Source organism: Amycolatopsis sp. NBRC 101858, assembly GCF_030269325.1.
GTDB classification, from domain to species: domain Bacteria; phylum Actinomycetota; class Actinomycetes; order Mycobacteriales; family Pseudonocardiaceae; genus Amycolatopsis; species Amycolatopsis ponsaeliensis.
The window spans coordinates 54,513-67,178 of the sequence record NZ_BSTD01000003.1 but is presented as its reverse complement, the minus strand read 5'-3'; the positions used below and the strand labels follow the sequence as shown (position 1 = coordinate 67,178).

General features: G+C 67.6%; 12 protein-coding genes. 6 read left to right on the top strand and 6 right to left on the bottom strand.

Annotated elements, in window-relative coordinates; all coding sequences use genetic code 11:
• Positions 1 to 27 precede the first annotated feature (27 nt).
• The 5 genes from QSK39_RS23665 to rnhA form a co-directional block, all read right to left on the bottom strand.
• Positions 28 to 3,105 carry a glycosyl hydrolase 2 galactose-binding domain-containing protein gene (locus QSK39_RS23665; protein ID WP_285480007.1) on the bottom strand — a complete coding sequence of 1,026 codons (3,078 nt, stop codon included), beginning with the start codon at positions 3,103 to 3,105 and terminating at the stop codon, positions 28 to 30.
• Positions 3,106 to 3,225: 120 nt separating this feature from the next.
• Positions 3,226 to 4,458: a hypothetical protein gene (locus tag QSK39_RS23660; RefSeq protein ID WP_285480006.1), complete on the bottom strand. Its 1,233-nt coding sequence runs from the start codon at positions 4,456 to 4,458 to the stop codon at positions 3,226 to 3,228.
• A gap of 184 nt (positions 4,459 to 4,642) precedes the next feature.
• Complete coding sequence (locus QSK39_RS23655) at positions 4,643 to 4,918, bottom strand: hypothetical protein (protein WP_285480005.1); 276 nt, start codon at positions 4,916 to 4,918, stop codon at positions 4,643 to 4,645.
• A 20-nt stretch (positions 4,919 to 4,938) separates the two neighbouring features.
• Positions 4,939 to 5,319, bottom strand: coding sequence for a YchJ family protein (locus QSK39_RS23650; RefSeq protein ID WP_285480004.1), 381 nt, complete (start codon positions 5,317 to 5,319; stop codon positions 4,939 to 4,941).
• A gap of 32 nt (positions 5,320 to 5,351) precedes the next feature.
• Positions 5,352 to 5,813, bottom strand: a complete 462-nt coding sequence (gene rnhA, locus QSK39_RS23645) for a ribonuclease HI (protein WP_285480003.1) — start codon at positions 5,811 to 5,813, stop codon at positions 5,352 to 5,354.
• A 74-nt stretch (positions 5,814 to 5,887) separates the two neighbouring features.
• Here rnhA and QSK39_RS23640 point away from each other — a divergent pair, with 74 nt between their 5' ends.
• The 4 genes from QSK39_RS23640 to QSK39_RS23625 all read left to right on the top strand — a co-directional run bounded on the left by QSK39_RS23640 (position 5,888) and on the right by QSK39_RS23625 (position 9,460).
• Complete coding sequence (locus QSK39_RS23640) at positions 5,888 to 6,595, top strand: Crp/Fnr family transcriptional regulator (RefSeq protein WP_285480002.1); 708 nt, start codon at positions 5,888 to 5,890, stop codon at positions 6,593 to 6,595.
• A 486-nt stretch (positions 6,596 to 7,081) separates the two neighbouring features.
• Positions 7,082 to 8,047: a hypothetical protein gene (locus tag QSK39_RS23635; RefSeq protein ID WP_285480001.1), complete on the top strand. Its 966-nt coding sequence runs from the start codon at positions 7,082 to 7,084 to the stop codon at positions 8,045 to 8,047.
• A gap of 4 nt (positions 8,048 to 8,051) precedes the next feature.
• Positions 8,052 to 8,657, top strand: coding sequence for a hypothetical protein (locus QSK39_RS23630; protein WP_285480000.1), 606 nt, complete (start codon positions 8,052 to 8,054; stop codon positions 8,655 to 8,657).
• Positions 8,658 to 8,677: 20 nt separating this feature from the next.
• Complete coding sequence (locus QSK39_RS23625; RefSeq protein WP_285479999.1) at positions 8,678 to 9,460, top strand: DUF1684 domain-containing protein; 783 nt, start codon at positions 8,678 to 8,680, stop codon at positions 9,458 to 9,460.
• Positions 9,461 to 9,493: 33 nt separating this feature from the next.
• Here QSK39_RS23625 and QSK39_RS23620 read toward each other — a convergent pair whose 3' ends face one another.
• Positions 9,494 to 9,976 (bottom strand): AMIN-like domain-containing (lipo)protein, encoded by a 483-nt coding sequence (locus QSK39_RS23620; RefSeq protein ID WP_285479998.1) that lies wholly within the window; start codon positions 9,974 to 9,976, stop codon positions 9,494 to 9,496.
• Positions 9,977 to 10,363: 387 nt separating this feature from the next.
• Here QSK39_RS23620 and QSK39_RS23615 point away from each other — a divergent pair, with 387 nt between their 5' ends.
• Together QSK39_RS23615 and QSK39_RS23610 are read left to right on the top strand one after the other, a co-directional pair.
• Complete coding sequence (locus QSK39_RS23615) at positions 10,364 to 10,684, top strand: hypothetical protein (protein WP_285479997.1); 321 nt, start codon at positions 10,364 to 10,366, stop codon at positions 10,682 to 10,684.
• A gap of 3 nt (positions 10,685 to 10,687) precedes the next feature.
• Positions 10,688 to 12,646: a P-loop NTPase gene (locus QSK39_RS23610; RefSeq protein WP_285479996.1), complete on the top strand. Its 1,959-nt coding sequence runs from the start codon at positions 10,688 to 10,690 to the stop codon at positions 12,644 to 12,646.
• Positions 12,647 to 12,666: the final 20 nt, after the last annotated feature.

Below are 12,666 nucleotides of genomic sequence, written 5' to 3'. Positions count from 1 at the left end.
GCGGCGTGAACCGCCCCGGCCCGGTGCCTAGACGGTGATCTTGTCGACGTTCGGGCCGCCGTTGGCGGTCGTCGCGGTCGCCTTGATCTTGTTCGTCCCGGCGGTCAGCGTCACCGGGATCGTGACCGTCTGCCAAGTGTCCCAGTTGCCGGTGCCGCCGAACGCCACGGCCGACGCCACCTTGGCACCGTTCACCGTGAGGTCCATCGGCCGGTTCACCGTGGTGCCGTTGGCGAACCGAAGGACGACGTTCGCGGGACCCGCGGCGGCCGCGTCGACGGAGAACTCCACCGCGCTGCCGGTCGCGTTGTCGTAGTTGACGAACCCGGTGCCGGTGAAGCCGGCGTGGTTCGACTCCGCGACACCGCTGGTGATCGTGGCGTTCTCGGCCTGGTAGTCCACCGGGTCACCCGGGCCGGGGCCGGTGGTGCCGTCCGCCGGGATCGTCTTCGTCCCGGTGTTCCAGCCCGCGACCCGCACGGACGGCTTGGCGCCCTTGAGGTCCGCGGTCCGGTACGTCGCGGTCAGCGTGGTCGACTCGCCCGGCCAGAGGCTGACCTGGTTGTCGGTCCACCGCACCGGCAGCACCGGCGCACCCGCCGCGCCGACGACGTGCGCGTCGACGAAGAACGCCGGCACCTTGTTCGCCGAGCCGTTCGTCAGCGTCACCTTGGTCGTCGTGGTGCCGTCGCCGTCGGCCGTCGAGGTGGCGGTCGAGCCGAGCGTCACCTGGGCCAGGCCGTTCAGCCCGGACAGGTCGGCGTACGACGTCGTCGGCGTGTAGTACCAGTCGCTGTTGCCCCAGTCGAGCGTGTCGGCCTTGGTGGACAGCCAGTAGACGTTGCGGCTGACCTCCTTGCCCGATCCGTCGGTCAGGACCAGCTTCGCCAGGTACGTCGTCGACAGGCCGCTGACCGAACCGATGGTCAGCGCGGTGGTCTTCGCGCCGTCACCGTTCACCGAAACGGCCTTGGACTGGTTGAACTTCTCCGTGCCGTCGAGGTTGTAGAGCTTGACCGACGCGGTGAGGTTCGACGCCGCGTCGTGGTTGTGGTTGACCACCACGACGGACTTGGTGTCGTACGAGTACTGGATGTGCAGCGGCTCGTTCGCCTTCTTGGCCCCGAAGTAGGAGCCGTTCTGGTCGAGGTAGGCGTCGAACAGCTGCCAGTGCAGCGACGTCCAGCCGCTGTTGAGCATCCAGTAGATGATCCCGGTCGACGGGTTCGAGCTGTCGCTGAAGTTGCGCGAGTGCGACTCGAACTCGGCGCGGACGTTCTCGTACTGCGCCAGCTGCGCCTTGCGGACGAAGTCGTCCAAGCTCGCCGGCTTGCCGTAGCGGCCGGTCAGCGCGTCACCGAAGAGCTTCAGATTGGCGAACGTCGAGGACGACGATCGGTGGTACTGCGCGGTCGACGGGCTCTTCCACATCGTGTCCAGCTCGCTCGACGACATCATCCGCTTCAGCGTGTCCATCGTCGGGATGTCCGGCCCGGCACTGGTTTCGGAGTTGAAGCTCCACGCACCGCCGAGGTCGGTGTGCGCCTTGTCGTACCAGTAGTTCGGCGGGACGTAGTCGTACGGGCCGTTCATCTTCATGCCGGACGAGCCGAGCTGCGGCGACGACTTCGCCGACGCGGCCGGGACCACCGGGGTGGGCCAGTCCGCGGCGCTCAGCGCGTCGAGGTAGTTCTTCTCGATCGTCGCGTCGGGCGCGAAGTCACTGCCGATCAGGAACGAGATGACGCTCGGGTGGTCGCGCAGCCGCTCGGCCTCCGCGGTCATCGACGCCTTCGCGACGGGGTAGTCCGCGGCGTTCCAGGGGTCACCCTTCTCGTCCCCGTTGACCTGGCCTTCCCACTTGTCGCAGCACTCCCAGCCGGGCAGCGTGAGCACGCCCATCTTGTCGGCGAGGTCGAAGAACTCGTCCGGCTCGATGTGCCCCTCCAGGCGCACGGTGTTGAGCCCGAGGTCCTTGACGTAGGCGAGCTTGTCGGCCGCGTACTGCTCGTTCCAGCGCAGGAACAGGTCCGGCGAGTAGCCGCCGCCCTTGATCAGCAGCGGGCGCCCGTTGATCGTGTACGACCGGCCGCCGCTGGAGTTCTTGTTCGCCGTCACCTGGCGCACGCCGAAGCTCTCGTGCGCGGAGTCCGACGCCGCGCCGCCGACGCTCGCCGTCAGGTCGAGGTCGTAGAGCGGCTGCCCGCCCATCCCGGCCGGCCACCAGACCTGCGGGTTGTCGATCCCGACCACCGGGAACGTGACGGTCTTCTTCTCCTTGGCCGCCAGGGAAACCGTCTGGCTGATCGGTTTGCCGGCGACCGTGCCGGAGACCGTCGTGGACACCGCGGCCGCCGAGTCGTTGCGGACGTCGGCCTTGACCGTGAGGTCGGCGTGGGTGGTCCCGGTCAACTTCGTGACGACGTGACTGCCGCGCAGCGCCACCGCGCCGCTGCGCCGGACGAGGACGTCCCGCACGATGCCCATGTTCTGGTCCGGCGGGGTCTGGGCCCAGTCGATCCAGCCCATCGACAGGTCCTTGTTCGGGTCGTTCGGGTAGACCTTGAACGCGATGCTGTTGGTGCCGGCCTTGACCTGCGCGGTGATGTCCAGGTCGTGGCGCGTGTAGGCACCGGTGACCTGGGTCTTGTCCGCGATCCGCGTCCCGTTGACCCAGACGTCGGCCTTGGACAGCACGCCGCTGAAGTCGAGGTAGGTGCGCTGGGTGGGGTCGGTGACGGTGAGGTCGGTGCGGTACCACCACGGGACCTTGAAGTCCGCGGTCGGCACGTTCTTCATGTTCGTCGAGTAGAAGGGGTCGGCGTACTTGCCGTTGGCCAGCAGACCGGCGTAGACGGTCGAGCGCGGGCCGACGGGGTACCAGCCGGCGGTGTCGAAGCCGGGCTTGGAGACCGCCGAGTCGTCGCTGACCTGCGCGGACGTCTGGATCAGGAAGCCGGGGACGGCGGTGGCCGGGCCCGCGGCCGCGACCGTCGCTCTCGCCTGCTCCTGGCCGGTGGCCGCCGGGACGGTCGCCCCGCTCACGGCGACGGCGAGCACCGCCGCCGCCACGAGGGTCCGGGTTCTCTTCTGCCGATAGCTCACTAGCGCGCCTCCTAGGCACCACGGCGGCGTGGGGAACAGCGGGACTATCGTTAGGGAACTTTCCTAACAATTGCGGACGATCGTAGCGGTCCGGTCACCGGGAGAACAGGGGCGTTTCGGTCAGATCCGCGCCGCCTGCCAGGCCGCCGCGGCGCGCAGTGCCAGCAGGAGCGGCAGCGAACCGTCCTCCCAGATCCGCTGCGGAAGTGCTTCGCTGAGCGGGACACCGCCGGCCAGCGCGGCCCCGATGGCCGGGAGGTCGACGTCGAAGAGCGTCAGGCCGGCGCTGTAGAGGCGCTCGCCGCTGACCGGGCGGCGCGCGGCGACCTCGGTGCTGTCGACCGCGAGCTCGGTCACGCCGAAGAACTCCGGCTTGGCACCGCGTTCCATCCAGCGCGCGAACCCGGTCAGCTTCGTCTCGCGGACGTCTTCGGGGCGCAGGCCGCTCTCCTCGCAGAGTTCGCGTTCCATCCCGGCGCAGACGGCGGTGTGGAGGGACCGGCGCACGCCGCCGTCGGGGGTGCGCAGGTCCCGCGGTTCGAGCGAGCCACTGCCCGACGGCGCGAGCAGCAGCCCGCTCACGGCGTTGAGCGGGGACTGGCGGACGGTGACGAGCTTGCCGTCGGTGGTGAACGCGACGGTGGAGACGCCGACGAGGTCGGCCAGCGTGCTGCTGCCGAGCTCCCGGAGCGCGCCGTCGGTGTCGGTCAGTTCGGCCTTGCGGAGGTCGTACTCCTCGCCGGTGCCGGCGCGGGTGATGCGGAGCGTGCCGAGCTCGTTCGAGCAGACGGCGTCGAAGAACCGGGCGCGGTGCAGCCGGATCGGCGCGGGCCGCGTACCGGTGGCGGGCAGCGGGTCGCCGCGCATGCCGACGATCGGGCCGTTGAACAGCAGCCGGCCGCGGGCCCGCAGCGGCAGCACGTGCGGCGCGGTCGCCTTGAGCGCGGGCGGCAGCCGGTACGGCTCCTCGGCGACGGTGATCGTGTGCCGTTCGGACCACAGGTCCCGGTCGATCGCGGCGCTGACCAGCGCGGTCCCGCGCGCGGGCACGGCGAGGTACGCGGAGGGCGGATAAGCCGACGGCGGCGGCAGTTCCGCGGTCGGGAAGGGCGCGGCGATGGTGGTGAAGGCGAACCCGGCCCAGCGGCGGCGCAGCAGCCGGACATCCCGGGCGAAGGTGGCGACGCCGAGCCCGAGGGCGACGACGGAGAGCACGACCCCGACGGCGCTCGGCAGAATGGTGACAACCCCGAGAACGACCCCCAGCCCGGAGGCGGCAAGCGGCCACTCCCGGGCGCCGAGGAAGCCGAGGTAGTCGGCTTTGGCCCGGGCGCGGCGCGTCAGTTTTCCCATCGCCGCACTGTTTAGCACGCCGGCGATGCCCGCTACGCCGTTGTTCCGAGATCGTTTCGAAGAGTTCGAGCACCGCGAGCCACGGCCAGCTGGCGGCTTGCTCCGGCTTGCCGAGCGCGTCTTCGCGCAGCCACGGTCGGCTCCTCGCCGCCGTCACCGGCGGTGATCCTCGCGTGGACGTCGATCACGGTGGTCGTGAACTTCCGCGCCGGTCCGAAACCGCTGCCCCGGCGAGGACTTCGATCTCGGCCGTGGCGGCGTGCAGGCGGGCGTCCTCGGCGCGGGTCCGTTCGCCGGCCATCGCCTGGCCGTGGCTCGCGCTGATCGCGCGCAGGTACTCGGCGTAGACGGTCTGCTTCAGCTTGCCGAGCGCGTCTTCGCGCTGCCACCGGCGGCTGCGGGCGGCGAGCAGGTGCTGGAGGAAGCCGCCGACCAGGACGCCAAGGAGCGCCCCGGCCACGCCGACGATCGCGGTGCCTATCAGGCTTCCGCGTCGAGATAGACCCAGTGGCCGTCGGCCCGGCGGAAGCGGCTGTTCTCCTCGAGGAACCCGTCGCGGCCGTGGTGGCGGTAGTGCGCGCGGAACTCGACCGTGCCCTCGTTGTGCAGCAGGCCGCCGCCCGTGCGGGCGAGGATCTCCAGCCGCGTCCACTCCTGGCCGGGGTCGAGGCTCAGCCGGCGCGGGCGGGTGTCCGGGTGCCACGTGCGCAGCAGGTACGCCGTGTCCCCGACGGCGAACGCGCTGAACCGCGAGCGCATGAGCAGTTCGGCGGTCGGTGCAGCGAGGCCGCCTTCGTGGAACCGGCCGCAGCAGGCGGCGTAGGACTCGGCGAGGCCGCACGGGCACGAAGCAGGAGGCACCGGGGCATTGTGCCACGACCGTCCACTTCGGACTATTCCGCGTTGACCGGCTTCCCGAGCTCCCGCGCTTCCTGGGCCCCGCGCACCGCGAGCCGGTCGGCGCGCTCGTTCTCCGGGTGTCCCGCGTGGCCCTTCACCCACAGCCACTCGACCTCGTGCTCGCCCGCCGCCGCGTCCAGGCGCTGCCACAGGTCCGCGTTCTTCACCGGCTCGCGCGCCGCCGTCTGCCAGCCGTTGCTCTTCCAGCGCGGCAGCCACTGCGTGATCCCGTTGCGCACGTACGTGCTGTCCGTGTACACGCGGACCTGCGACGGCCGGGTCAGGCTCTCCAGCGCCCGGATCGGCGCCGTCAGCTCCATCCGGTTGTTCGTCGTCGGGGTGGCTTCGCCGCCGTAGAGCTCGCGCTCGTGCCGCCCGTAGCGGAGGACCGCGCCCCAGCCGCCCGGTCCCGGGTTCCCGCTGCACGCGCCGTCGGTGAAGATCTCCACATCCACGCGGCGACCCTACCGGTTCCGCCTCTCGCCCCGGCCCGCCACGCCGGGTTACCGTGGAGATCCGGAGGGGAGCCATGAACGGGCACGACGACACGGGCGAGGGAGCGCTCCTGGCCTATCTCGCCGATGCCGATCGCGAGTACCTGCTCGCGCGCGGCACCCGCCGCCGGTTCCGGGCGAACGACGTCGTGCTCATGGAAGGCGACCCGTCCGACCACGTCCACGTGCTGGTCGCCGGCTGGGTGCGCGTCTCCACCATCGTCGAAGACGGCCGTGAAGTGCTCTTCGGCCTGCGCGGACCCGGCGAGGTGCTCGGCGACCTCGCGGCCGTGACCGGGCTGCCGCGGTCGGCGTCGGTGCGCGCGATCGAACCCTGCACCGTCTACCAGCTGACCGGCGCCGAGTTCGTCGACGTCCTGCACACCCGGCCCGAAATCGCCATCGCGACGATCAAGACCGTCGCGGCCCGGCTGCGCAGTGCCGAGTCGGCCCGGGTCGACGCCGCGGCCTTCGACGTCAGCCGCCGCGTCGCGGTGGTCCTGGTCCGGCTGGCGGAGGAGCACGGCCGGCGCGTCCCGGAAGGCGTGCTCATCGAGGACGCGTTCTCGCAGGAGGACATCGGCGCGCAGATCGGCGCGGCCCGGCGCACCGTCGCCCGGGCGTTGCGCGTTCTGCGCGAGAAGGGGATCGTCGAGACCGGCCGCCGCCGGATCCTCATCCGCCAGCTGCGCGTCCTGCGCGCCTTCGCCCGTTCTGAGCCAAACGGCACACAACGCCCGTGACAGCGGTCCTCTGAGCGCACCCCCTCCCGGCGCGATCCTGGGTTCGGCCGGAAAAGAAATCAGATGCCTGCCGGCCGGATTTCATTTCGAGCGAGGTCGGGGAGTGCTTTGCCGTGAACGTCTACTGCAAGATCTTGACCCTGGTGAAATCGGTCTTCGCCGCGTTCGCGGTCGGTGCCGTCGCGGGATTCGTGGCGGCCACCGGAAACGTGGCGGAGCCGGCCGCGCCGGTGTCACACGGCTCCGCCCCGATCTCCGCCTCGGTCTTGGTGCAGCGATGAGGAGGTGTGTGTGATGGAGAGCCACTCGATCTGGGCGCTGATCTTCGGCGCCCGCTGACCCGCGGCGGCCCGGCCGGCCGGCTCGTGGGGGGTCGGCCGGCCGGGTATTTCCGTGAATGCGGTTGTCCGCGAACCGTCACCCCGGCGCGGACTATTTTTTGGTAATGTGGTCTGTCATTTCACCGCGGCGCCGGGAGGGGGTGGGATGCGGCCGGAGAACTCCTTCCCGTTCGTGCGCGAGCTGAACGAACTGCGCCGCGGACGCGGGCTCGACGCGGCCGACCTGCACCAGCGGATCGGTCCCTGCCTGCGCGAAGCGTGCGGGATCACCGGCGCCGACCAGCCCTCCGCCGCCCGGCAGAAGCTCGTCCTGCGGCTCACCGAGCTGTGCGGCCGGCTCCCCGCCGACCTGCGGCTGGCCGCGCTCGCGGCGTTCGGCCTGCACGAAGAGGCCGCGGGGGAGTTCCTCGACCGGCGGATCTCGTGGCTGGCCAGCGTGCTGGACCGCGACCCGCGCACCGCGCGCCGCCGGATCGACCTCGCGTTCCGCCGGCTCGACGAGCTGCTCGGCGCGCCGCCACCGGACCGGGACCGGCACCCGCTGGCCGGCTGGTACGCCGAGTCGGCCAAGGCGGTGCTCCGGCTCGACCGCGTCCCGCCGGATCTCCAGGAGGAACGCCGGATCGTCGCGGAGGTCGACGAACTCGACGAGCTCGTGCTCTCGTTCAGCGTCCCGGCCGAGCCGGGCAGCGACCCGGTGCCCGACATCGCCGCCGAGGTCCTGTTCGGCGGTGAGATCGTCGAAGCGCGCCAGGTCTCGGTGAGCCACGCGCAGTTCGTGATGCGGCTCCCCAGCCCGTTGCGGCTCGGCCAGCGGCACGAGTACGGGATCCGGTTCACGCCGCAGCGCACGTCGCTGCGGCCGTACTACGTCATGACGCCCCTGCGCCGCTGCGAAGAGTTCTCGGTGCGGGTCCGGTTCGACCGCGCTGCCCCGCCGCCGCGCGTGTGGCGGCTCAACGGCGTGCCGGGCCGGGTCGTCGACGACGGCGTCGACTCCGGTGACGCGCTGACGGTCAACCGGGTCGGCGAGGTGTCGCTCGAGTTCCACGAGCTGCACCAAGGGCTGAGCTACGGCCTGCAGTGGTCCTTCGACTCCGAGAAGGACTGAGGCCATGCGCACCGTCCCGGTGGCCGCGACCGTATTCCGGATCGGGATCGTCGCCCCGAGCCGCGGCGGCACCGCCCGCGCGGTGCACCTAGGCGCCACCCTCGACGGGGTGCTGGACGAGGTGTTCGACCACGTCCCGGTGCCGTACCGCACGCCGACCTGGTACCGCCGGCCGGAGGGGGACAACACGACGCTGGTCATCCCGCCGACCGTGCCGCGGGGATGGGTCGCGACGGGGTTCGCCGGCGAGGTGGGGGAGGCGCTGCGGCGTCGCAACCGCCACCTCAACGAGTTCGGCAGGCTGCGGCTGCGGCTCGCCGCCGACCACGGCGACGTCGTGCTCCGGCCACCGAACTTCGGCGGCGCCGCGATCGCGCTGGCGGTCTGGCTGTGCGAGGCGGAGGTGCTGAAGGCGGCGATGGCCGCGGCGCCGGAGCTCGACCAGCTGCTGATCGTCTCCGACCGCTTCCACGCCGCGCTCCCGGACGGGCCGGGGTTCCGGCGCGTCGTCGTCCCCGCCGGGGGCGAGCGGGAAATCGCGTGGCTGTGGACGGGTCCGGATACTGGGACGCGGAATACCGGCGCGGGCGGTGGGTTGGCACCGTCGTAGCCGAGCAGAAGGGGCCCGCGATGAGCACGTTCACGAGCGAGTGGCAGGACTGGAAGACGCGCCGTGAGGAGGACCTCGCGGCACCCCACGGCTGGCTGGCGCTGGTGTCGCTCGACTGGCTGACCGACGCCCCGCGGGAGTACCCGGGCATCCCCGGCCGCTGGTGGCAGGACGCCGACGCGGCGTACGTCGACCCGGCCGGCGCGACGCTGACGCACGAAGGCGCGCCGATCACCGAAACCCGCCGGTTCGAGCTGGTCAACAGCGGTGCGGGCACGCGCGTGCTGGCCGGCGACGTCGAGATCGAGGTCGCCCGCCGGTCGGGGTACCTGATCCGCGTCCACGACCCGAAGGCCGAGGTGCTGCGCGAGTTCCACGGCATCCCGGCGTACGAGCCGTCGCCGTCCTGGGTGGTCCAGGGCCGCTTCGAAGCGTTCGACGCGCCGCGGCCGACGACGGTCGGCGCGGTGGTGGAGGGCCTCAGCCACGTCTACACGGCGCCGGGCCTGGTCCACTTTTCGCACGGCGGTTCGGCTCACACGTTGACGGCGTTCAACGGCAAGGACGGCGGGTTCAGCATCCTGTTCACGGACGAGACGAGCGGTGTCACGACGTACGCGGCGAACCGTTCGCTGCCGGTCGGCGCGCCTGAGCCCGACGGTTCGGTGACGCTGGACTTCAACCGGGCGGCGAACCTGCCGTGCGCGTTCACGGACTTCGCGACGTGCCCGCTGCCGCCGGCGGGCAACCACCTGCCGTTCGCGGTGGAGGCGGGGGAGAAGATCCCGTACGAGCGCGGGTGACTCCCCCGCCCCTGTTCAGCGGGCTCAGTGGGCTCAGTGGGCGATGTCGATGACGACGCGGTTGGGCGCGGTGAGCGTGAAGACGTTCACCGCGGTCCGCGTCCGCACCCCGAGCCCGACGCCGATCTGGCCCTCGAAGTCCCCGGTGAGGGCGACGGCCATGACGTTGGCGAGGTTCCGCGTCCGGAACTTCTGCGGCCCGGGGTAGGTGAAGTGCCCGCTGGCGTCGTAGTAGGTGGCGGGCGAGACGACGACGTTGATGAAGTACTGCCCGGTGAGCCACACGATCTCACCGCTCGCGTCGAAGGTGAGCTCATCGGTGAGCTGGTAGCGGACGGTGGGCACGGATCCGGCGCCCAGGTCGAGCACCACCCGGTCGAAGCCGGGGTTGTTCCCGGTCCGGATGTTGCTCAGGGCGGCCGGCCCGGCGACGGCCTCGGCGGGAGCGGCGGCGGCAAGCGTCCCGGCGATCAACAGGGCGACGGCGAGTAGCGCGCGTCTGACGGGTCTGGACATGGTTGGACCTCCTGGTCGGGCGAACCTCGGGAAGTCCCAGCGCTGGGTCTGCTGGGGACGCCCGGTTCGTCCGGGAGTTGCGTCGGCGTTCCGTATCGTTATCCGGCTGCTCCGAACGTGGAGGATCGACTGGGTGCCATGATCGCTGAGAGCGACGGCGGAGCCCCTGCCTCCCAGATGCTGCGTATCGCTCATTCGTGTCGGCTAGCTCGCAGCAGGACTATAATTTTGCTGTACGATACGTATTCTGTCAGAATCTAACATATCAATACTTGATCTTGCGATCGTGAGCAAAATCGTGTTGCGAGGTCCAAAAGGTGACTTGGCGTGGAAAGCGTGCCATCTCATCGTTCTGGCGCGCACCTGCCGATGCCGTATACTCTCGCTATGGCGACCAAGCGAGGCAGGCTCATGCCGTTGGGATCAACTCTTGCGGCTATGGGTGGATCGTTGTCTATTGGTTATTTGATCTATACCTTGCAAGATATTTCCCGCACATTCTGGGGCTGGCCGGGTATTCTGGGGACGACCGTTCTTGTGATTGGACTCTTAATTCTGATTGTTGCTGTGTTTGCGCCAGTCGACGAGTCTGATTCTGTGAATGGTCCTCTTGGTGTAGAGCAAAAGCAGCGAGGCGGCAGGGGGTCTGTTAACTACCAGGCGGGCGGCAATATTGCAATTGGTCAAGAAGATGGCCCGAAGGAGTAATTTGTGGAGTCCGGTCAGGAGTTAAGTGGAGGGCGGAATTCGGTCAACTATCAGGCTGCTGGCAATATTTACGTTGGCTCGGACGAGGATGGGCCAATTCGCGTCAATCCTTTACGGGGCTGGGTGCCTATTACTTCCCAATTGCTGGCCAAGCGAAAGCCGCGGTCTGATTTGGGTGATTACTTCGATGGGTTGACGCCGGACTGGAAGGACATCTGTCATCCGCGTCTGCGCCCTCGTCCCGCAATGGGCAAGGTGCTTGAAGCATTCGGAGTGAACCAAATTGAAGATCGAAGTATTCTCGTTCGAATCGGTGGTGCCACGGGTGACGGCAAGTCGACAATTTTAATGCAAGCAGTTGCAATTCTAGCGCAGAAGGATATTTTTGATGCAATATACTGGAGGAATGATGGTGACGCTCGCTTTACGTTGGATGCTGTCGATGCGATGCGCGCATCGCATCGGAAGATCCTAGTTGCATCGGACGATGCCGAGGCTCTCCTTGGGGATATTGATAGGTTTTCCAGACTCAATTTGCATGAGGAAAATTACCACTTTCATTTTCTGCTTGCTAGTCGAGAAGTGGACTGGAATGGAGAGCGCGACCGCCTGGGTTGGCCACTTAGTGTAGCCAGTAGATGGGGGACTTCGTTTCGTGTATCTGCGCCGATTCAGTTGAATAGAGTTGAAGCGGCAGATGCTCGGGTAGTGGCGCAGAATTGGGTTGACTGCTCGTCTAGTCGGCCGGCCAGTATCGTCGGCGGTGAAGTTGAGAAAATCGCACGGGGGATGCTGGATGCTACTCGCGCCTCTGAGGGGCGGCAAGCATTTATGGGCGGCTTGTTGTTGATGCGTTTCGACGCTGATCGGATGTCAGCACGTCTCGTATCTTTGCTTTCCAGGCTGGCGAAGAATCTGCCGGGTGCTTCCGATGTTTCATTGGCGGAATTTATGGTAGTTTTAGCCGCCGTGGACCTGGGTGGAATCGACGGAATTCCGCGCGATATAGTATCACGATTTATTGAAGTTGGCGAATCTGATTTGCGTGCCCTCGTTGAAGTTCCGATGAAGCGTGAGTTTTTCATAGGGTCCTCGTCGAGATCTTTTTTTGCTCGTCATCCAAGTATTTCGAAAGCAATGATCGAAATGGCGCTTGGTGATGAATCTGGATTAAGGGTGGAGTGGAGTCTTGAAAAACTGATAGAGGACGTGCAGTCGACAGGTAAGGCGACTGGTTTTCGTCGAGGGTTCGGGCAGTTGATCGACTTGGGTCGACGATTGATGAATGGCAGTCTTCCGCATTCCTTGGTTGGAACGCTCGCGCTCCAGTTGTGCCGGAAATCCTGCATCGAGGCGCCTGGTGAGTTGAGCAATTTTATTGCTCTTTCGCAGACGCAACGAGAGTTAGGTGAACCGAAGTCTGCCTTGGTGGAGGTCTGGGAGAAGCAGGCGCGTCGGCTGGATGACTTTAATGCATGGGGTGACTATGGCGATCATGTGCGCGGAGGTTGGGCCGAGTTCTCTGCCACTCTGGGGGCGGCTGGATACCTTTGGCCATCGTTCTGGGCTGCGCAGGTATCGATTTCAGATCGCTTGACCGTTGGGCTTGACCCTGGGCGAATTTCGATCGGACTCAACCAGCTGGCCTTGAATGTCAAACTGCTGTACGGCAGCGGCGCAGGCCACCCGGACCTCCTTCAATTGCTTCTGGAGGTGGAGGCATTGGTCGGGAGGTCTGGAACGGTTTTCAGTCATCGATTTCCAACGCGCTACTTGCAAGAACTGAGTATCAAACCCCGTCAGTTCGGTGGCGGGCAAGCTTTGGTTGCGGCGATTAGACGGGCGGCGCAGCATCTTCGCGATGGCGGTGCGTCTCTTGCTTGGATAGATACCCTCGTCGACTCCAAAGATGACTCCTTCGATTTGCTGATCGAACAACTGAGTCGACACGACATGCGATAACTAGCGGAGCTGTCCTGTCG